21 protein-coding genes are annotated in these 18,165 nt (G+C 68.5%); 11 read left to right on the top strand and 10 right to left on the bottom strand.

Annotated features, from left to right (window positions below; translation table 11 throughout):
* Positions 1-213: 213 nt before the first annotated feature.
* Together efp and KUH32_RS02290 are read left to right on the top strand one after the other, a co-directional pair.
* Positions 214-777: an elongation factor P gene (gene efp / locus KUH32_RS02295; RefSeq protein ID WP_217776455.1), complete on the top strand. Its 564-nt coding sequence runs from the start codon at positions 214-216 to the stop codon at positions 775-777.
* 89 nt (positions 778-866) lie between these two features.
* The gene (locus tag KUH32_RS02290) at positions 867-1,334 is read left to right on the top strand and encodes a GNAT family N-acetyltransferase (RefSeq protein ID WP_217776454.1); all 468 of its coding nucleotides are present in this window, start codon (positions 867-869) and stop codon (positions 1,332-1,334) included.
* Here KUH32_RS02290 and ygfZ read toward each other — a convergent pair.
* Entirely contained in the window at positions 1,322-2,059 is a 738-nt protein-coding gene (gene ygfZ / locus KUH32_RS02285; RefSeq protein ID WP_217776453.1) for a CAF17-like 4Fe-4S cluster assembly/insertion protein YgfZ, read from the bottom strand. The two genes, KUH32_RS02290 and ygfZ, sit on opposite strands and share 13 nt — an antisense overlap.
* Positions 2,060-2,119: 60 nt before the next feature.
* On the opposite strand from ygfZ, the gene KUH32_RS02280 reads away from it, so the two are divergent.
* The gene (locus tag KUH32_RS02280; protein WP_217776452.1) at positions 2,120-2,797 is read left to right on the top strand and encodes a TIGR04283 family arsenosugar biosynthesis glycosyltransferase; all 678 of its coding nucleotides are present in this window, start codon (positions 2,120-2,122) and stop codon (positions 2,795-2,797) included.
* Between the two features lie 115 nt (positions 2,798-2,912).
* Here the strand turns inward: KUH32_RS02280 and KUH32_RS02275 are convergent, their stop codons facing one another.
* Together KUH32_RS02275 and KUH32_RS02270 are read right to left on the bottom strand one after the other, a co-directional pair.
* Entirely contained in the window at positions 2,913-4,664 is a 1,752-nt protein-coding gene (locus KUH32_RS02275; RefSeq protein ID WP_348541072.1) for an ABC transporter ATP-binding protein, read from the bottom strand.
* Positions 4,661-5,383, bottom strand: a complete 723-nt coding sequence (locus KUH32_RS02270) for a fused DSP-PTPase phosphatase/NAD kinase-like protein (protein WP_217778241.1) — start codon at positions 5,381-5,383, stop codon at positions 4,661-4,663. The genes KUH32_RS02275 and KUH32_RS02270 overlap by 4 nt, the downstream gene beginning before the upstream one ends.
* Positions 5,384-5,524: 141 nt before the next feature.
* On the opposite strand from KUH32_RS02270, the gene KUH32_RS02265 reads away from it, so the two are divergent.
* Positions 5,525-6,760 (top strand): pyridoxal-phosphate-dependent aminotransferase family protein, encoded by a 1,236-nt coding sequence (locus KUH32_RS02265; RefSeq protein WP_217776451.1) that lies wholly within the window; start codon positions 5,525-5,527, stop codon positions 6,758-6,760.
* Here the strand turns inward: KUH32_RS02265 and KUH32_RS02260 are convergent.
* The 4 genes from KUH32_RS02260 to KUH32_RS02245 form a co-directional block, all read right to left on the bottom strand.
* Positions 6,721-6,927 carry a hypothetical protein gene (locus tag KUH32_RS02260; protein WP_217776450.1) on the bottom strand — a complete coding sequence of 69 codons (207 nt, stop codon included), beginning with the start codon at positions 6,925-6,927 and terminating at the stop codon, positions 6,721-6,723. The genes KUH32_RS02265 and KUH32_RS02260 overlap by 40 nt on opposite strands.
* 105 nt (positions 6,928-7,032) lie before the next feature.
* A complete protein-coding gene (locus KUH32_RS02255) occupies positions 7,033-8,145 on the bottom strand; it encodes a pyridoxal phosphate-dependent aminotransferase (RefSeq protein WP_217776449.1) in 1,113 nt (370 codons plus the stop codon).
* 1,038 nt (positions 8,146-9,183) lie between these two features.
* Entirely contained in the window at positions 9,184-9,405 is a 222-nt protein-coding gene (locus KUH32_RS02250) for a hypothetical protein (RefSeq protein ID WP_217776448.1), read from the bottom strand.
* A gap of 48 nt (positions 9,406-9,453) precedes the next feature.
* Complete coding sequence (locus KUH32_RS02245) at positions 9,454-10,089, bottom strand: NAD(P)-dependent oxidoreductase (protein WP_217776447.1); 636 nt, start codon at positions 10,087-10,089, stop codon at positions 9,454-9,456.
* 122 nt (positions 10,090-10,211) lie between these two features.
* On the opposite strand from KUH32_RS02245, the gene KUH32_RS02240 reads away from it, so the two are divergent.
* The 3 genes from KUH32_RS02240 to KUH32_RS02230 all read left to right on the top strand — a co-directional run bounded on the left by KUH32_RS02240 (position 10,212) and on the right by KUH32_RS02230 (position 13,074).
* Positions 10,212-11,498 carry a lipoprotein-releasing ABC transporter permease subunit gene (locus tag KUH32_RS02240; RefSeq protein ID WP_217776446.1) on the top strand — a complete coding sequence of 429 codons (1,287 nt, stop codon included), beginning with the start codon at positions 10,212-10,214 and terminating at the stop codon, positions 11,496-11,498.
* Positions 11,491-12,174, top strand: coding sequence for an ABC transporter ATP-binding protein (locus tag KUH32_RS02235; RefSeq protein ID WP_217776445.1), 684 nt, complete (start codon positions 11,491-11,493; stop codon positions 12,172-12,174). Before KUH32_RS02240 ends, KUH32_RS02235 begins: the two co-directional genes overlap by 8 nt.
* Positions 12,175-12,267: 93 nt before the next feature.
* Positions 12,268-13,074: a hypothetical protein gene (locus KUH32_RS02230; protein WP_217776444.1), complete on the top strand. Its 807-nt coding sequence runs from the start codon at positions 12,268-12,270 to the stop codon at positions 13,072-13,074.
* 6 nt (positions 13,075-13,080) lie between these two features.
* Here the strand turns inward: KUH32_RS02230 and KUH32_RS02225 are convergent, their stop codons facing one another.
* Positions 13,081-14,025, bottom strand: a complete 945-nt coding sequence (locus tag KUH32_RS02225; RefSeq protein ID WP_217776443.1) for a hypothetical protein — start codon at positions 14,023-14,025, stop codon at positions 13,081-13,083.
* 71 nt (positions 14,026-14,096) lie between these two features.
* Positions 14,097-14,531 (bottom strand): DMT family transporter, encoded by a 435-nt coding sequence (locus tag KUH32_RS02220; protein WP_217776441.1) that lies wholly within the window; start codon positions 14,529-14,531, stop codon positions 14,097-14,099.
* Between the two features lie 123 nt (positions 14,532-14,654).
* On the opposite strand from KUH32_RS02220, the gene KUH32_RS02215 reads away from it, so the two are divergent.
* Positions 14,655-15,050 (top strand): c-type cytochrome, encoded by a 396-nt coding sequence (locus KUH32_RS02215; RefSeq protein WP_217776440.1) that lies wholly within the window; start codon positions 14,655-14,657, stop codon positions 15,048-15,050.
* A 51-nt stretch (positions 15,051-15,101) separates the two neighbouring features.
* Positions 15,102-15,521 carry a c-type cytochrome gene (locus KUH32_RS02210; RefSeq protein ID WP_217776438.1) on the top strand — a complete coding sequence of 140 codons (420 nt, stop codon included), beginning with the start codon at positions 15,102-15,104 and terminating at the stop codon, positions 15,519-15,521.
* Positions 15,522-15,787: 266 nt separating this feature from the next.
* On the opposite strand, the gene KUH32_RS02205 is transcribed toward KUH32_RS02210, so the two are convergent.
* The gene (locus KUH32_RS02205; RefSeq protein ID WP_217776436.1) at positions 15,788-16,369 is read right to left on the bottom strand and encodes a TetR/AcrR family transcriptional regulator; all 582 of its coding nucleotides are present in this window, start codon (positions 16,367-16,369) and stop codon (positions 15,788-15,790) included.
* A gap of 110 nt (positions 16,370-16,479) precedes the next feature.
* Here KUH32_RS02205 and KUH32_RS02200 point away from each other — a divergent pair, with 110 nt between their 5' ends.
* Together KUH32_RS02200 and KUH32_RS02195 are read left to right on the top strand one after the other, a co-directional pair.
* On the top strand, positions 16,480-16,785 hold the full coding sequence (locus KUH32_RS02200; RefSeq protein WP_217776434.1) for a hypothetical protein: 306 nt from the start codon (positions 16,480-16,482) through the stop codon (positions 16,783-16,785).
* A gap of 80 nt (positions 16,786-16,865) precedes the next feature.
* Positions 16,866-18,152 (top strand): homoserine dehydrogenase, encoded by a 1,287-nt coding sequence (locus tag KUH32_RS02195; RefSeq protein ID WP_217776433.1) that lies wholly within the window; start codon positions 16,866-16,868, stop codon positions 18,150-18,152.
* The last annotated feature ends 13 nt before the right edge of the window (positions 18,153-18,165 follow it).

Raw genomic sequence — 18,165 nt, 5'->3', positions numbered from 1 at the left:
TTCAACCTATTATTCTTGGTCTTGTGTTTTTCGGCGTAACGGGGGTTATGGCGTATTCGGCTCGATTCGGATACCCCGAATTCGCATAGCACCCATTCGCAAAATGCATGGCTTTCTGCGCGTGCAGCACGAGATACGTTGCCTTGCCAGCCCCCGACTGGGCAGATATAGGGGGCGCCAACAAATCATCAACCTTTCACCACGGTTTTGCCCATGCCCAAGATCAACGGAAACGAAATCCGCCCCGGCAACGTGCTCGAGCACAACGGCGGCCTGTGGGCCGCGGTCAAGGTCGACCATGTCAAACCCGGCAAGGGCGGCGCCTTTGCCCAGGTCGAACTGAAGAACCTGCGCAACGGATCCAAGCTCAACGAGCGTTTCCGTAGCGCCGACAAGGTCGAGCGCGTGCGTCTGGAACAAAAGGACATGCAGTTCCTGTACGAAGACAACGGACAGTTGATCTTCATGGACACCGAGACCTATGAGCAGGTCCAGTTGCCGGCGGACATTCTGGGCGACCGCCGCCCGTTCCTGCAGGACGGCATGACCATCGTCGTGGAGTTCCACGAAGCCGAAGCGCTGAACGCGACGCTGCCGCAAAAGGTGACCTGCCGCGTCGCCGAGACCGAGCCGGTGGTCAAGGGCCAGACGGCCGCCAACAGCTTCAAACCCGCCGTCCTGGACAATGGCGTGCGCATCGTCGTTCCTCCCTTCATCGCGCAGGACGAAGCGATCGTCGTCAATACCGAAACGATGGAATATTCCGAGCGCGCCTGACCTCGGGGCCCGCGCGCACTTCCCCCGAACCGCCGGGGGACGCATTCGAGACGGAAACAGCCTCCGGCCATCAGCCAGGAGGCTTTTTCTTGATCATTACCAACCCGCACCTGTCCGACCTCGTGCCGCTGTTCCGCGCGCTGCACAACTTCCATGCCGCGCTGAGGCCGGGTCTCTACCATTCCGAAGGCGGCGACGCGGCCTATCTTAACCATCTGCGGGGCTTGCAGGCGCAAGGGGCGCAGGTCTTTGCCGCGGATGCCGGTTGGGGGCTGGTAGGATACCTGCTGGCCCTGCCCGAGATCCGGCCCGCCGACGCCCTGCGCCGGGCCGAAACCCGTTGGCGGATCGATCATCTCTACGTCGCTCGCGGATGTCGCGGCAGGGGTCTGGCCAGGCAACTGGTTGCGGAGATGGAACGGGCGATGGCGGATAGGGGCGTGGCGCTTTGGGTGGTCTACCAGGACGCCGCCAATCCGCCGGCTCACGTGGTCTATCGCCGCGTCGGCGCGACCGACCGGATGCGGATGCTCGAGAAATCCTGTCAGCCGGAATAGGTCACCGTCGCGCCGCCCGCCTGCATCGGTCCGCCGGTGCGGTCAAACCGCAGATAGGCGATGCCCGCGCCGTCTGCCTGGGTGAAGAGCGTTCCGGCGGGTTTGCCGTCGGCGGTGATCTCGGTGCCGACCGGGGCGGCACCGTCGACGGATACCCGCGCGAAGCCCTTGCGCAGCTCGGTCTTGTGCTTCATCCGCGCGGTCACCTCCTGGCCGACATAGCAGCCCTTGCGGAAGTCGACGCCGTTCAGGCGCTCGAACCCGGCTTCGAGGATGAAGACGTCCGGGGACAGTTCGATCCCGGTCTCCGGCACGCAGGCCGCGACGCGCAGCGCGTCCCAATCCGCGGCCTCGCCGGGTTGCCCGTCATAACCGCGCCAGCCCAGCGACGGGTGGCGGGGGTCGGCAAAGGCGCCTTGGGGCGGCGTGCCGAGCCCGCGCGTCACGGCGCGGTCCGACATCTCGATCGTGACAGCGGCGCGCAGCTTGTACATCGACAGGATCCTGACAAGGTCGTCGGACAGCCCGGCGGCCACGTCGATCAGCACCGCGTCACCATCGGGCACCAGAAAGAAATCGGCGCGATATTTTCCCTGCGGCGTCAGCAACGCCGCGTAGACCAACCCGTGGTCGAGCTTGCGCACATCGTTTGTGACCAGCCCCTGCAGGAAGTCCCGCGTTTCCGCGCCGCTGACACGCAACACGTGGCGATCCGCTTCGGCCATGCTGTTTCCCTTCTCGATTTCCCTGCCATATAGGGTGCCTGTGAAGCAGCGGACAAGGCCATGCGCGCACCGATTTCCGTGATCGTCCCCACCGTCGACGCGGCCGGCGACCTGCCGGCTTGCCTTGCAGCCCTGGGCGAAGGGCTGTCCCTTGGACTGATCCGTGAGCTGGTGATCTCGGATGGCGGGTCGGTCGACGGCACGCAGGGCGTGGCCGAGGCGGCCGGGGCACTGCTGGTCACCGGACCGCCCTCGCGCGGCGGACAATTGCGCCGCGGCGCCGAGGCCGCGCAGGGCGACTGGCTGCTGTTCCTGCATGCCGACACGGTTCTGGCACCGGGCTGGAGCGACGCCGTCCTGCCGGTCATCGCCGCGCCGGGGGCCTACCACTTCCGCCTGCACTTCGATGTGCCGGGCTTCGCACCGCGCCTCGTTGCAGGCTGGGCCAACCTGCGGTCCCGGCTGTTCCATCTGCCCTACGGAGACCAGGGGCTGCTGATCCACCGCGCGCTCTATGACGCGGTGGGCGGATACCCGGACATCCCGCTGATGGAGGATGTCGCCTTGGCGCGCCGCCTGGGCCGCAAGCTTGGTCCGCTGGCGGCCCGCGCGATCACCAGCGCCGAGAAATACCGGGCGCAGGGCTGGACCCGACGCGGCGGCCGCAACCTGTTGACGCTGGGGCGCTACCTGGCGGGCGCGGATCCCGCGATCCTGGCCCGGGCCTATCGCCGCTGATCCTTCATCTTGCCGGTCAAACTCCGGGGGAATTGGCCGTAGGCCAAGGGGGCAGCGCCCCTGAGCGCGGGCGCAGCCCGCGCGTGTCGACCCGGCGCAGCCGGGGCGAAACCGGTCATCCGCCGTTCTGGAACTGCAAGGCGTAGAGCTCGGCATAGGCCCCGCCGCGCGCCATCAGCGCGTCATGCGTGCCTTCGTCGACGACACGGCCCTGCGCCATTACCACGATCCTGTCGGCGTTGCGCACCGTCGACAGCCGGTGCGCGATGACGATCGTCGTGCGCCCGACCGACAGCCGTTCCAGCGCGTCCTGCACGACCGCTTCGGACTGCGCGTCCAAGGCGCTGGTCGCCTCGTCCAGCAGCAGGATCGGCGTATCGCGCAGCAGCGCCCGGGCGATCGCCACGCGCTGGCGCTGACCGCCCGACAGGTTCGATCCGCGCGGCCCCACACGGGCGTCCAGTCCACCGTCGAGACGCGGCAGGAAATCGCTGACATGGGCCGCGTCCAGCGCCGCTTGCAGGCGGTCCTCGTCCACCGCGCGGCCCAGCACGATGTTGTCGCGCAATGTTTCGTCGAACAGCGTCGCGTCCTGTGTGACGACCGAGATCAGCCCGCGCAGGTCGTGCAGGCGCATGTCGGCCACCGGCACGCCGCCGATTTCCACCGATCCCGATTGCGGATCGACCAGGCGGGTCAGCAGGTTGAAGACCGTCGACTTGCCCGCCCCCGAGGCGCCCACCAGCGCCGTCGTCTTGCCCGGCTCGGCGACCAGGGACAGGCCTTGCAGGACCGCCGACTCGCCGTAGGACAGGTGGACATCGCTGAGCCGGACGCCCGGCACACCGGTCGGAGCGGGTTTGGGCCGGGCCGGATCGCGCAATTCCGGCTCGGTTTCCAGCATCTCGCGGATCCGTTCGATGCTGGCCGCGGCCACCTGCCAGACGCCGCTGAGCGCGCCCAACCGCCGCAGCGGTTCGAAAGCCAGTCCGATGGCGGTGAAGAAAGCCATGAAATCGCCGACGGTCTTTTCGCCATCCAGGATCTCGGACCCGCCGTAGAACAGCACGCCGACGAAACCGATGCCGGACATGACATCGATCAGGCCGGGCAGAGTGGCCTGTCCGAAGCTCGACCGCGTCTCGATCCGGATACGGTCGCGGGTCAGGGCGCCGTATTGCGCGTGCTGGTGGTTTTCCAGCGCGTTCAGCTTGACCGGCACGATGCCGTGGAACACCTCGTTCAGGCGGGTCGACAGCCGCGCCGCAAGGTCGCGCGCCAGCCGTGCATTGCCGCGCACGAAGCGCTGCGCGCGCATCACCGGCCAGACCAGCAGGGGTGCGCCCACCAGCGCCACCAGCGTCCACAAGACGTCGATGCTGAGCGCCACGGTCAGCAGCGACAGCAGCGCCACCACGTCGCGCCCCGCGCCGGTGATGATCGTCGACCAGACCTTGCCGATGGCGCCGACATCGCCCTCGACCCGCTGGATCAGGTAGCCCGGCCCGTGTTTCTGGTGAAAGCTCAGGTCCAGCCGCATCACATGGGCCAGCAAATCCTTGCGGATATCGCCCATGGTCATTTGCGAGATCCGGGTCAGAAGCACCTTTTGCAGGATGCTGGCGGCGGCGCGGGTCAGGAAGATGCCCAGCACCGCAAAGCCGACCCAGGTCAGCGCATCGCGATTGCCGCCGACGAAGACATCGTCGAACATCGGTTTCATCATGTAGCTGAGCAGACCGAACATCGCCCCTTCGATCGCCATGAAGACGATCGCGACGCCCATCAGGCCGCGGTAGCGGGTCAGGTAATTGCGCCAGATCCACAGGAAAAGCCGCTGCGGCGGGGCCTTGCTGCGCCGTTTCACGCCTGCGCCCGCCGGATCAGCGCCTCGGCCGTTTCCAGCGCCGGGCGGCGTTTGTCCCAGCCTTCCTGGATTTCGGACGCGCGGTATTCGGTGCGGATCCAGTCCTCGAAGCCGATATCGCCCTTGACCAGGCGCGCCTCGTAGACATCGAGCACGTAGTCCTGCACGCCGGTCTTGGTGAAATCGAGGTGGATGTATTTCAGGCCCAGCTGCTTGCGCGCTTCGTCGACGCTGACGCCTTCGAAGATCATCTGGTACATCGCGGCGACGAAACCGGCGCGGTCTGCGCCCGATTTGCAGTGGAACATCATCGGCCGTTCGGCCGCGCGCAGCGCGTCTATGACCGCCTCGATGCGGCGCCGCGGTGCGGCTTCGCGCGCCCAGAGCTTGGCGTTGACCAGGGTCAGGCCAAGCGCGTCGCAGCTTTCCTTTTCGAACAGGTAATGGGCGCGCTTGTCCTCGCCGCGCAGGTTGATCACCGTCTTGATCCCCATGGCCGCGTATTTCTCGAACCTGCGATGCGTCGGCTGGTTCGAGCGCCACACACCGGGGGCCACGGGCCAGAAATTGGTCCAGAAGACGCGCAGGAAGGCATGGTCGAAGATGTGGTAATGCAGCGCCGACCAGCGGCGGGCGGCGGGATCTGTGATGTCCATGCCGAAGGAACGCCGCAACCGGCGTTCAGCCCGTTCCACCTTGGTCCAGAGACGTCCCAGCATCCGTTCCATGATCCATACCTTCCGCAGCGGTCTAGCGGCGCGTGGCGGGACTGGCAAGCGCGGCCCCGATTGACGCCGCGCGACCGGCGGTTAGGTTGGGCTTCGCCCCCGGATTTCAAGGGCCAGTTCCCAGGAGCCTCCATGTCGCTTGCCAAAGGCCGTTCCTATCTTGCCATTCCCGGCCCCTCGGTCATGCCCGAAGCCGTCCTGCGCGCCATGCACCGCGGCGCGCCCAATATCTACGAGGGCGAACTGGTGGACATGGTGCCGGGCCTGGTGCGCGATCTGAAATACGTCGCCCGCACCGAAGGCCACGTGGCGATGTATATCGCCAATGGTCACGGCGCCTGGGAGGCGGCGCTGGCCAACACCGTCGCGCCGGGTGACACAGTGCTGGTGCCGGCCACCGGGCGGTTCGGTCACGGCTGGGCCGAGATGGCGCAGGGCATGGGAATCGCTGCGCAGGTGCTGGATTTCGGCCGCAAGGCGCCCATCGACGCGGGTCGCGTGGCCGAGGCGCTGCGCGCCGATTCCGCCCATGAAATCAAGGCGGTTCTGGCCGTGCACGTGGATACCTCCAGTTCCGTGCGCAGTGATATCGCGGCGTTGCGGGCGGCGCTGGATGACACCGGTCACCCGGCGCTGCTGATGGCCGATTGCATCGCCTCGCTGGGTTGCGACAGGTTCGAGATGGATGCCTGGGGCGTCGACGTGATGGTCACCGGTTCGCAGAAGGGGCTGATGGTGCCGCCGGGCATGGCGTTCGTGTTCTTCAGCGACAAGGCGGCGCAGGCGCGGGCCGGGCTGGCGCGGGTCAGCAAGTATTGGGACTGGGCGCCGCGCGCCGAACCCGAGATGTTCTACCAGTATTTCGGCGGCACCGCGCCGACGCATCACCTGTACGGCCTGCGCGCCGCGCTGGACATGATCCGCGAGGAAGGGATCGAGGCGATCTGGCAGCGCCACGCCGTGCTGGCGCGGGCGATCTGGGCGGCCTGCGATGTCTGGGCGGCAGAGGGGCCGCTGTCGCTGAACGTGGCCGATCCGGCCCATCGCAGCCACGCGGTGACGGCGTTGCGGCTGGGCGCGCCTTGGGGCGCCGCTTTGCGCGACTGGACCGACCGGCAGGCCGGGGTCACGCTGGGCATCGGGCTGGGCATGTCGGAACCGGACGACCCCAAGGGCACAGGGTTCTTCCGGTTCGGTCATATGGGCCACGTGAATGCGCATATGGTTCTGGGGATGCTGGCCACGGTCGAGGCGGGGCTGGCATCGCTGGGCATTCCGCACCGGCGGGGCGGCGTGACGGCGGCAACGCAGGTGGTGGCCGAGGCCGTTCAGGCGCCGTCGAAACCGACGGAGTTGCGCGCCTTGTGACGGGCGAACCGGGTGATCAGCCAGTTCAGGGCATAGCCCACGGAAATCAGGGCCAGGAATCCGAAAAGCGCCAGGATGAGCGCGAATACCCAAAGCAGATTCACGAAAAGCATCACCAGGGCGGCGTTGGTATAATCGGGCGCCGATTGCGGATGGTGGTCCTGCATGGTTCACCTTTGGTCGGATCGCGGAACAGGATAACCCGACGCGCCGGCCTGTCACGCGAAGATCGCGCAGGTGTGGTGAATTATTGGTGAACCGGGCGGCCGGTGCTAGGTGCCGCGGGCGGTTTTCAGGGCCTTGGGCAGGGCCACGGCGAGCGCGTCGAGGTCGGCGGGCAGGCCCGCGCTGATGCGGATGCAGCGATCCTGCGGGGCGACGAAGGGCATGCGCACGAAAATTCCCTGCGAAATCAGCGCGTTCAGCACGGCCTTGGCGAAGGCGCCATCCCTGCCGCAATCGATCGTCACGAAATTGGTGGCCGAGGGCAGGGGGGTCAGGCCGTTGTCGCGGGCGATGGCTGCGATGCGGGTCTTGGCGTCGGTCACCCTTTGCACGACATCCGCCAGAAAAGCATCGTCGGACAGCGCCGCGACGGCGCCGGCGACGGCGGCACGGTTCATCCCGAAATGGTTGCGGATCTTGTCGAAGGCGCGGATGAGCGCGGGCGCGCCAAGGCCGTAGCCGACCCGTGCGCCGGCCATGCCGTAGCCCTTGGAAAAGGTGCGCAGCCGGATCAGGCGGGGGTCGTCGAACGCAAGATCTGGTGTCGTGCCAGTGGGTGCAAACTCGATATAGGCCTCGTCGAGGGCCAGCAGGGTGCCTTGGGGCAGGGCATCGAGTGCGGCGACGATGGCCGCGCCGTCGCACCAGGACCCCATCGGGTTGTCGGGATTGGCGAAGTAGATCAGCTTGGCATCGACCTGGGTCGCCTTGGCGATCAGCGCGGGCAGGTCTTCGGCATCGCCCGCATAGGGCACCTTGTGCAGCACGCCGCCGTAACCGGCCACGTGGTAGTTGAAGGTGGGATAGGCGCCGTCCGAGGTGACGACCGCATCGCCGGGTGCCACAAGCAACCGGACGAGATAGCCAAGCAGGCCGTCAATCCCTTCTCCTACAACGATATTTTCGGGTGTGCAGCCCAGTTTCGCGGCCAGGGCGGCCTTGAGATCATGGCCCGTGGGATCGGCGTATTTCCAGATCTCGGCGGCTTCGGCGCGCATCGCCGCAAGTGCCCCGGGCGAAGGGCCGAAGACGCTTTCATTGGCGCCGAGCCTGGCCACGAAGGGCGCGCCGCGGCTGCGTTCCTGCACTTCGGGGCCGACGAAGGGCACGGTTTCGGGCAGGGACGCGATGAGAGCGGGGTAGCGGGGGCCGTGTGTCATGCTGGCATATTCGGCAAGTGGCGGCGGCGCGCAAGTGGCGGCGGCGCGCAAGGGGCAGGGTAACGGGGCGCGCGGGGCGTCAACCCGGGCGCACGGGCCGAGTCGCGCCCGGCGATCCGTCCTGAAACGCGCGGTTTCGGGACGGATTGGTGGGGTCGCGACGGGGCGGGTTGCGGGGCCGCTGGCAGCAATCCGTCCGATTCGGCGCGATTTCGGGACGGATTGGTCGGCGCGGTCCGGCGGCGTGGCGCGCCGCGTGGAAAGGTCCGGAAATGAGCGGAGTTTTTCTTCGTTGGAACGGAAAAACATCCGGCAAGTCGGGCGTCGCGCGGCCGGGCGGCGCCCGATGCCGGCGATCGGTTGATTGGGCTGGTATGCGGACGAAGGGGACGTTCATCGTCACCGTGACAAGCCGCGTGTTGCCGGGCCGCGGTGCGGCGATCGATTGCCGGGATTGGGCGCTTTATGGCAACCAAGTCCGGACAACGGCCGAGCCTTGCGCCCGTGTCGCCAAATCGCCGTGCCGTGGGGGCGGCCCGGCGATGCGCGGCGGCCTGCGGCCTTGATTCCGCGCAGGCACGGTGTCCGCCAAGGGCTCGAACCGGACATCTGACGCTTTATGTCGGCCATGTGGGTCTCCCGAATGCATTCAGGGTCGGCTTGGCGGACAAAGCGGACGTTCGGCCTTGCAGAGCGAAGGGCAAAGGATGGCCGCGGCCTGCCGCCCCGGCAATCGTGGTCTTCGCTTTATCCTAGCCAGGTCTGGACGACCTCGATCCCCGCGCCAGCGTCACCGAAGCGGCTGGCCGTGGGGGCGGCCATCCGCTGCCCGGGGGGCCGCTAGAGCGGCTGTTCCCCCGGGCATGGTGCGTCGCTCAAACGTCCGCTCCGCGTTCGATGCGGGTTTTGGACAACACGCCGCGTTGGGTCCGGACCTGAGGGCAGGGCAAAATCGTTGGGCCAATGGCGCGTGCTGACGCTGGTCTATGACAAGGCGCTGGGCGCGATGCGGGCGGTGGACCGGGTGGTGCCCTGAGATCAATCCTCGTGCCGCGAGGCCCAGCGTTGAAAGGCGTTGGTGCCGTGGCGTGGGGTGCCCGGGGGCGGCGGCGTGCCGCTGGCCGCCCACCAGCCCACCAACCCGACCAGCAGCGCGAAGAGCAGGCCCCAGCCCCAGCCGGTCAGCCAGCCGATCAGGATCGCCGATGCGGCAAAGAGGCCGAGCATGACAAGGGCGAAGAGGATCGAGAGGAACTCCATGCCGCTGGTTTAGCACCGCGCGCCCTCGCGCCCAAGCGGTGCGGTGCCCTAGCGGGTCACGACCGGGTCGGCGCCGATCATCGCGGGATCGTCCAGCGCGCGGATCGCGCAGTCGGCGACATCGGCGCGCGAGATCAGACCCATCCGCCACAGACGCGGTTCGCGCAGCACCCGGTAGGCGCCGCTGCGCCGCCCGTTGGTCAGGATCGTCGGGCGCAGCAATGTCCAGTCGAGCGACGAAGCGCGGATGATGTCCTCTTGCCGGGTCTTGTCCTTGTAGGGCTCGCCCAGGACCAGGCGTTGGAGGGCGCGTTCGGGTGTGCTGAGGGCCGAGACGGAATTGCCCGCGCCGATGCCGGTGACGCAGACCAGACGGCGCGGCCCCTGGCGTTCCATCAGCGGCACCAGTGCTTCGGTCGCGCGGGAAAACAGCGTCACGGGTTTCCACAGCATGGAAACGCTTTCGCGGATGCCCAGCGTCATCAGAACCGCGTCGCAATCCGCAAGCGCCGGTTCGAGGTCGGTGGCGTCGGTGGCGTCGCCGGGCCAGGGTTCGAGCCCCGGTTCGGGGGCCATGTCACCGGCGGAACGCGCGAGTGCCCGCATGGTGTGCCCGGCCCCTTGCCCCGCCGCCACGCAGGCGCGGCCGATGCCGCGGCTTGCCCCGATCACCAAGATTCGCATTCACGCACCCTTTCGTTGCCCTGTTTTCCGAGATAGGGCAGGGACCGGCGATGTCGCCCCCGCGGCTTGACCGCACCGGACCAAAGGGCCACTTTCCGCCCGAGCAGATCCAGAGGCCAGAGATGCCCCGCAGCCCCGCCCCCTTTGCCCCGTTCGAGTGGATGATCGCCTGGCGTTACCTGCGCGCCAAGCGGGCCGAGGGCGGCGTCAGCGTGATGACCTGGATCAGCCTGGTGGGGATCACGCTGGCGGTCTTTGCGTTGATCGCCACACTGGCGGTGCGGTCGGGGTTCCGGGCGGAGTTTGTCGATACCATCCTGGGCGCCAATGCCCATGTCACGGTCTATCCCGCAGCGCGGGTGGACGAGTTCGGCCGCAGCCTGCGCACCATTCCCGATTACGCCGAGATGGCGGCGCGGGTGGCCGCGCTGCCCGGCGTCACGCGCACCACGCCGCTGGTCAAGGGACAGGTCATGGCGTCAGGGCAGGGGCGCAACGCCGGGGTCGAGGTGTTCGGCATCGACGCCGCGGACCTGGCCAAGATCCCGCGCGTGGCCGACCCCGAAACCGGGCGCGGCGACATCGCGCGGTTTTCCGAGGGCATCGCCATCGGGTCGGGCGTGGCGCTGGAACTGGGCGTCGGCGTGGGCGACCGGGTCAAGCTGATCTCGCCCGACGGGGTCAAGACGGCGTTCGGCACCTCGCCAAGGGTCAAGTCCTACGACGTCACCTATATCTTCAGCGCCGGGCGCTACGACATCGACCGGGTGCGGGTCTACATGCCGTTCGAGGAAGCGCAGCTGTATTTCAACCGCGAGGGCGTGGCGGATGAACTGGAGGTGATCCTGGCCGAGCCGGAACAGGCCGAGGCGATGGCCGGGCCGATCCAGGCGGCGGCGGGCGCCGGCGCGCTGATCTGGACCTGGAAGGATGCCAGCGGCGGGTTCCTGCGCGCGCTCGAGGTCGAGGACAACGTGATGTTCGTGATCCTGTCGGTGCTGGTGCTGATCGCGGCGATGAACATCGTCTCGGGGCTGATCATGCTGGTCAAGAACAAGGGCCGGGATATCGGCATCCTGCGCACGATGGGGCTGACCGAGGGATCGGTGCTGCGGGTGTTCTTCATCTGCGGGGCGTTCACCGGGATCATCGGCACGGTGGCCGGCGTGATCCTGGGATGCCTGTTCGCGATCTATATCGACCCGATCTTCGCCGCGGTGAACGCGCTGTCGGGCGGCGGGGTGTGGGATCCGTCGATCCGCGGCATCTATTACCTGCCGGCGGAACTGAAGCTGGGCGACGTGCTGTCGGCGGTGGCGCTGTCGCTGGGGCTGTCTTTCGTGGTGACGATCTTTCCGGCCCGGCGGGCGGCGCGGATGAACCCGGTCGAGGCGTTGCGTTATGAGTGAGGCGGCGCTGCGGCTGAGCGGGATCGAGAAGACCTACAACCGCGGGCTGGCCTCGGAAATCCGGGTGCTGCGCGGGGTGGACCTGACCCTGATGCCGGGCGAGATCGTGGCGCTGGTGGCGCCGTCGGGGGCGGGCAAGTCGACGCTGCTGCATATCGCGGGGCTGCTGGACAGCGCCGATGCGGGCAGCGTCGAGATTTGCGGCGAGCCGATGCAGGGCCGGTCGGACCGGCGGCGCACGGCGGTGCGGCGCGACCGGCTGGGATTCGTCTATCAGTTCCACCACCTGTTGCCGGAATTCACCGCGCTGGAAAACGTCGTGCTGCCGCAACTGGCCAATGGCGTGGCGCGGCGCGAGGCCGATGCGCGGGCACAGGGGTTGCTGGACAGCGTCGGGCTGGCGGGGCGCGCGGCGCACCGGCCGGCCGAGCTGTCGGGCGGCGAGCAGCAGCGCGTGGCCTTCTGCCGGGCGATGGCCAACGATCCGCAGGTGCTGCTGGCCGACGAGCCGACCGGCAACCTGGACCCCGAAACCTCGGACCGGGTGTTCGCGGCGCTGCTGGGGCTGGTCCGCGACACCGGGCTGGCGGCGCTGATCGCGACGCACAACCTGGAGCTGGCGGCACGGATGGACCGGCAATTGCGGCTGGATGCGGGACAATTGCGGGCGATCTGAGCCGATTGTGGCGCCGCGCTGCCTCTGGTTGGTCAAATTCTTAACAAATTCTACCGGTAGATGAATGTCCGAACCAGAAGGTGAGGACCGATCATGCAACTGGGATTGCTGCGTCCGTTGAAATCGCTATTGCCCTTCACGGCGGGCCGCAGGGGCGGCACCACGACCCTGCCCGCCGACGGACACCCGCATGACGAACTGGAAATGTCGGCGGTTCTGGACGAATACCGGGCTGCGCTGAACGAAAGCGTCGCCGAAACCGGCGGCCATTGGGAAATGGCACGAACGGCGCGAAACGGCGCCACGGCCGCGCGGCCCTGCGGTATGGCGGAACCGGAACAGGCCGCCTTTGCCCACGCGCCCGGCAACGAGGCTGATCTGTGGGACGAAGACGACGATGCCGATGCGGACCTGTTCGGGGAAGACGATGACGGACCCGATCCGGATGACATCATCGCGCTGGCCCGATCGCAACTGGCCGAGGACGGCGAGGGAGACGCCGACGATGTCGACATGGAAGACGACCATGACGACGATGCCGACCTGCTGACCGGTGGCGCCGGCGACGCGCCACCCGCCGGATGTGCGCTGGACGACGACCTGTCCGACGCAGAGACGATGGCCGCCGATCCCGAGGACGATCCCGAGGACGATCCCGCTGCCGGTCCCGCTGCCGACGGCGATGGGCGTGTGGCGATCGATGCCTTCGACGGCGAACACGATCTGCTGGTGGTCGAGTATTCCGGCCCGCAGGCGCCCCGGGTCACCAGCCAGCAGCTGTCGGCCGAAGGCCTGACGGTGACGCTGAGCGACGGCACGATCGTCGAGATCGACGGGATGGAGCAGCGGCTGGCCGCGAACCGGATCGTCTTTGTCGCCCGCCGCGCCTGCGCCGCCTGAGCGGCGTCATTCGGTTTCGCCGGTTTCGGTTTCGGTTTCGGGCACGTCCGCCAGTTCGGTTTCCAGCACCGCGCAACTGCGGTCGACGTCGATCTTGGCGGACACCTGCGCCTTGGCCTCGAAGCCCAGATCCCAGCCGCCCGAGGCCTGAACGGAAAACTCGACCGGCCGGATCGCGGCCGCGCAGAAATCGGTCAGCACGGTCAGGATCTTGTGGTTCAGGGTCGAGACGTCCCTGTCGCCCGACAGCGCCACGATGGGGCGCGCGCGCTGGCCCTTGCGCGCGGCGCTGCGGATGAAGGCCTCGGACGTGACGCCGGCGGGCGGTGTGACGATGCCGCCGAACTGGCCGTCCTTGTCGTAGAGCGCGAAGGGATTGACCGGCCCCGACGGGGTGCCGGTGATGCCGAGCGCCTGCAGGTCCAGCGCGTTGCGGCCGCCCAGGGCCAGACCGTCAAGCTCGGCCTTGGGCAGCGCGCTGCTGAGACTGCCGAGCGGGATCAGCGCGCCGGATTCCAGCGCGTCCATCTGCAGCACGGCGCCAGGCCGGGCGACGGTCAGGTCCGTGGCGGCGGGCTGGTACCATTGCAGATCGGTCGCCGCGACGGCCTGCATTAGCGACTGGATGCGGTCCTCGGACAGGGTCGTTTCGACGGGCAGGACACGCGGCGCATCGGCGGCCGCCGGTTCTTGCGCGACGATCACGCCGCGCTGCGGGGGGCGGATGCTGCGCTGCGGGGCGGTTTCCAGCTGGCGGGTTGGCGTCTGGCTTTGCACCGGCGGCGTTTCGGTGCGTTGCAGCGGCGTTTCGGTCTGTTGCAGCGGTTGCAGCGTCTGGGGCGCGCGCTGAAGCGTCGGGTTTTCGCGGGTGATCGTCTGGCGGGTGCTGTCCTGGGACAGGGCCGGACCGGCCGTGGCAAGGATGACGGCGGACAGGATCAGGGCACGCATGGCTGCCTCCTGGTTGAATGCATTGGGTTCAATGCAACCAGTATAGCCGAAATCCGCCGCGCCGCACAGCGTCAGGCGCGCTGCGTGATCCAGACGCCGAGCGCCATGACCGCGATGCCGGTCGCGCGGGTCACGGACAGCGGGCTGATGCGGGCGCCGAACAGGCCGAAATGGTCGATGGCGGCGGCCGAGATCAGTTGCCCCAGCAGCACGAAGAACACCGCGTTGCCGACCCCGAAGCGCGGCGCGATGAAGGTGATCGACAACACGTAGAAGGCCACCAGAAGCCCGGCGAGGAACAGGTGTTTCGGCGTGCCGGGCAGCCGCGCCAGCCCCTGCGCGCCGGTTGCCAGCCACAGCGACGCGGTGGCCAGCAGCGCCACGCAGAACAGGATCGTCGCCGCCGCCACGGGCGTGCCCAGCCGCAGCCCGAGCGCGGCGTTCAGCGCGGCCAGCAGCGGGATGCCGATCCCGGCGGCGAGCATGGTCAGGGCATAGATCGGCATGGGCAACTCCGGATGGTGTCGTGGCGGGCCGGCCGCGACGGCCCCTTGTCGGGTCTGGGCTGACCTGGATCAAGGGCGAAGCGGCCGGCCCGGCGCAGTCTGGGTCAAAACAAGGAGGATGTCATGGGCAGGATCATCCCTTTCGTGCTGGGTCTCGTGGCCGTGGCGGCCTGCGCCGCGCCCGCGCCCGAAACCCGCGGTGCGCGCGCCTTTTCCGAGATGTGCGCGGTCTGCCACGGCGCGGATGCGCGCGGCGGCGGGCCTCTGGCCGCCGATCTGCCGGTGCCGCCCGCCGATCTGACGGGCCTGGCGGCGCGCAATGGCGGGGCGTTCCCGGCCGAAGACGTGATGGCGCAGATCCACGGCTATCCCGGGCGTTATCACCAGGCGATCATGCCGGAATTCGGGCCCTTGCTGGGCCCGGCCATGGTGCCGTGGCGGGCGCCGTCGGGCGAAATCGTCGAAACGCCGCGCGCGTTGCTGGACCTTTCCGCCTATTTGGAATCGCTGCAGCGATAGGGCTTGCGCGGCAGGCGCGCATCGGCCACCAACAGCTCAGGAGGACCGAGCATGGCAAACCGTTTCGTGATCGTCGCCGCGCTGGCCGGGCTTGCCGGCCTGGCGGCCTGCGTGGAACCCGAAATGCCGGGGCCGTCGGATGGCCGGGCGCTGTTCGTCGAGAATTGCGCGGTCTGTCACGGCGAGACCGGCAAGGGCGATGGTCCGATGGCGCGGGCGATGGCCAGGGCGCCGCGCGACCTGACGCTGATCCGGGTGCGCAACGGCGACAGCTTTCCGCGCGCCAGGGTGCTGTCGACCATTGACGGCTATGCGCGGTCGGACCTGAGCGGCCCCGGCATGCCGGAATTCGGCGACTTGCTGAGAGGCGACCTGGTGCCGCTGGATACCGGCGACGGGGTGATGACGCCGACGCCGCGCAAGCTGGTGGCGCTGCTGGAATACATCGAGAGCATCCAGGAAAGCCGGTAAGGGCGGGCTGCGGGGCGAGAGTATCCGGGAGATCTGGGAAGCGGAAATCGCTGCTTTGGAACAGAGCGCCAATGGCGCGGAATCAAGGGCTGCAGGCCCGCCGCGCCAGCGCCGGACCGGCCCCACGGGCCGGCGCTTTGTCGAAGCTTGCGCCTTGCTCGGATCGATGATGTGTTTGGATTCCATAAATCGCGGTTGATCGAACCAAAGTGGCGCCGTCCCCCGGTCCAGCGCTGGCACGGCTCTTGTTCGAGTGAGCGCAGCTCTCAGGCCGCCACCGCCTTGCGCACCATGTCCCAATACAGGTCCTGCACCTGCGGCAGCGACAGCCGGCCGCCGGCGCGGTACCAGGTGTTGACGCCGTTCAGCATGGCGATCAGGGCAAAGGCCGCGATGCGGGTGTCGGGCAGGGCGAACACGCCTGCCTCGCGGCCGGCGCGCAGGATCTGTTCCAGCCCGTCCTCGTAGGCGCGGCGCAGCCTTTCCACCGCGTCGAAATGCGGTTTCTCGAGATTGCGCAGCTCCATGTAGGAGATGAACATCGCCTCGGGCCGGTCGAGGTGGAAGGCGATGTGGAAATCGGTGAAGGCGCGCAGCCGCTGCATCGGATCGCCCGAAGGATCGGGGCGGGCGGCCAGCAATTCCTCCATGTGGCCCTGCAGCAGAGAGACCAGCAGCGCCTGCTTGTCGGGGGTGTAGTTGTACAGCGCGCCGGCCTGCACGCCGACCTCGGCCGCGATCTGGCGCATCGACACGGCGGCATAGCCGTGCTTGGCGAACAGCCGCAGCGCCGCATCGCGGATGCGGGGGCCGGTGATGTCTGCATGCGATCCCTGGGTGCGCGCCATGGCGGGCAGGATAACTGAACGGACGTTCAGAACAAGCCCCGGCGCGACGGCCGCGCTTGCCCCGGGCGCGTCCGTGCGGCATGACGGGGGGGTCGGTTCCGGAGCCTGCCATGCGCCGTCTGCTTGTCTGCCTTGCCGTCCTGTCGGCCTGCGCCCAGTTCCCGGAACTGGAAGACGGCGGTGCGCCGGGTGTGGACGATGCGCCCTATCCCCGCCTGTTGCCGCTCGAGACGCTGCTGGCCGAGCCGCCGCGCCGCGCCACCGAGGCCGGGACCGCGGCGGTGCAGGGCGACGCGGCGCGGCTGCGGGCGCGGGCCGAGGCGCTGCGCGGCGTGACGGTGCCGCGCGCCGCGATGCAGGCGCGGGCGGCGCGGCTGCAGGCCCGGGCCGAGGCGCTGAAGGCGGCGCCGCTGTAGCGCGGTCCAAGCGCCGTTGCAGGCCGCGGCGCGGCGGGTTATGCGGGGCGGCAGTGAACCGCCTGTCAGGAGAATGCCCCATGTCCACCCCCTTGCGTCTTGGAATTGCCGGGCTGGGCACGGTCGGTGTCGGCGTGGTCAAGATCGTCCGGCAGAAGGCGGCGCTGCTGTCGGCGCGGGCGGGGCGCGACGTGGTCATCACCGCGGTGTCGGCGCGCAGCCGCGACAAGGATCGCGGCGTGTCGCTGAAAGGCTATGCCTGGGAGGACGACCCGGTGGCGCTGGCCAAGCGCGACGATGTCGACATCTTCGTCGAGCTGATGGGCGGGTCGGACGGCCCGGCCAAGGCCGCGACCGAGGCGGCGCTGGCCGCCGGCAAGGACGTGGTGACCGCCAACAAGGCGATGCTGGCCCATCACGGCCAGGCGCTGGCCGAACAGGCCGAGGACAAGGATCGGGTGCTGCGCTTCGAGGCCGCCGTGGCGGGCGGCATTCCGGTCATCAAGGCGCTGACCGAGGGGCTGGCGGGCAACGAGATCACCCGCGTCATGGGCGTGATGAACGGCACCTGCAACTACATCCTGACGCGGATGCAGGCCACCGGGCAGGGTTACGACGTGCTGTTCGACGAATGCGCGCGGCTGGGCTACCTGGAGGCCGATCCGAACCTGGACGTGGGCGGGATCGATGCGGGCCACAAGCTGGCGCTGCTGTCGTCGATCGCCTTCGGCACGCAGGTGGATTTCGACGCGGTCGAACTGGAGGGCATCCAGTCGATCACGCTGGAGGATATCCGCCAGGCCGCCGACATGGGCTATCGCATCAAGCTGCTGGGCGTGGCGCAGATGACCGGCCGGGGGCTGGAGCAGCGCATGTCGCCCTGCCTGGTGCCCGATGCCAGCCCGCTGGGACAACTGGAAGGCGGCACCAACATGGTGGTGATCGACGGCGACGCGGTGGGCCAGGTGGTGCTGCGCGGCGCCGGCGCCGGCGAGGGCCCGACCGCCAGCGCGGTGATGGGCGACGTGATGGACATCGCGCGCGGCTTTCGCGTGTCGACCTTCGGCATGCCCGCGACGGCGCTGAAGCAGGCGCGCCCGGCGCGCGCGGTGACGCCCGCCGCCTATTACCTGCGGATGGAATTGCAGGACAAGCCCGGCGCGCTGGCCCGGGTCGCCGCCGCCCTGGGCGAGGCCGGCGTTTCGATCCACCGGATGCGGCAATACGACCACACGACCGACACCGCCCCGGTGCTGATCGTCACCCACAAGACCACCCGCGCGGCTTTGGACGCGGCGCTGGCGGCGCTGCCCGGCACCGGCGTGGTCACCGGCGATCCGGTGGCGTTGCGCATCGAGGAAGTCTGAGCCGGGCCGCTAG

This window comes from Thalassococcus arenae, assembly GCF_019104745.1.
GTDB lineage: Bacteria > Pseudomonadota > Alphaproteobacteria > Rhodobacterales > Rhodobacteraceae > Thalassococcus_B > Thalassococcus_B arenae.
Note: the sequence above shows the minus strand (reverse complement) of the source record. Positions and strands in the feature narration are given on the sequence as shown.

Coding starts and splice junctions, on each gene's coding strand:
- efp (WP_217776455.1), top strand. CDS start 214: ATGCCCAAGATCAACGGAAACGAAATCCGCCCCGGCAACGTGCTCGAG.
- ygfZ (WP_217776453.1), bottom strand. CDS start 2,059: ATGGCCGAAGCGGATCGCCACGTGTTGCGTGTCAGCGGCGCGGAAACG.
- KUH32_RS02280 (WP_217776452.1), top strand. CDS start 2,120: ATGCGCGCACCGATTTCCGTGATCGTCCCCACCGTCGACGCGGCCGGC.
- KUH32_RS02270 (WP_217778241.1), bottom strand. CDS start 5,383: ATGCTGGGACGTCTCTGGACCAAGGTGGAACGGGCTGAACGCCGGTTG.
- KUH32_RS02265 (WP_217776451.1), top strand. CDS start 5,525: ATGTCGCTTGCCAAAGGCCGTTCCTATCTTGCCATTCCCGGCCCCTCG.
- KUH32_RS02260 (WP_217776450.1), bottom strand. CDS start 6,927: ATGCAGGACCACCATCCGCAATCGGCGCCCGATTATACCAACGCCGCC.
- KUH32_RS02255 (WP_217776449.1), bottom strand. CDS start 8,145: ATGACACACGGCCCCCGCTACCCCGCTCTCATCGCGTCCCTGCCCGAA.
- KUH32_RS02250 (WP_217776448.1), bottom strand. CDS start 9,405: ATGGAGTTCCTCTCGATCCTCTTCGCCCTTGTCATGCTCGGCCTCTTT.
- KUH32_RS02245 (WP_217776447.1), bottom strand. CDS start 10,089: ATGCGAATCTTGGTGATCGGGGCAAGCCGCGGCATCGGCCGCGCCTGC.
- KUH32_RS02240 (WP_217776446.1), top strand. CDS start 10,212: ATGCCCCGCAGCCCCGCCCCCTTTGCCCCGTTCGAGTGGATGATCGCC.
- KUH32_RS02235 (WP_217776445.1), top strand. CDS start 11,491: ATGAGTGAGGCGGCGCTGCGGCTGAGCGGGATCGAGAAGACCTACAAC.
- KUH32_RS02230 (WP_217776444.1), top strand. CDS start 12,268: ATGCAACTGGGATTGCTGCGTCCGTTGAAATCGCTATTGCCCTTCACG.
- KUH32_RS02225 (WP_217776443.1), bottom strand. CDS start 14,025: ATGCGTGCCCTGATCCTGTCCGCCGTCATCCTTGCCACGGCCGGTCCG.
- KUH32_RS02220 (WP_217776441.1), bottom strand. CDS start 14,531: ATGCCGATCTATGCCCTGACCATGCTCGCCGCCGGGATCGGCATCCCG.
- KUH32_RS02215 (WP_217776440.1), top strand. CDS start 14,655: ATGGGCAGGATCATCCCTTTCGTGCTGGGTCTCGTGGCCGTGGCGGCC.
- KUH32_RS02210 (WP_217776438.1), top strand. CDS start 15,102: ATGGCAAACCGTTTCGTGATCGTCGCCGCGCTGGCCGGGCTTGCCGGC.
- KUH32_RS02205 (WP_217776436.1), bottom strand. CDS start 16,369: ATGGCGCGCACCCAGGGATCGCATGCAGACATCACCGGCCCCCGCATC.
- KUH32_RS02200 (WP_217776434.1), top strand. CDS start 16,480: ATGCGCCGTCTGCTTGTCTGCCTTGCCGTCCTGTCGGCCTGCGCCCAG.
- KUH32_RS02195 (WP_217776433.1), top strand. CDS start 16,866: ATGTCCACCCCCTTGCGTCTTGGAATTGCCGGGCTGGGCACGGTCGGT.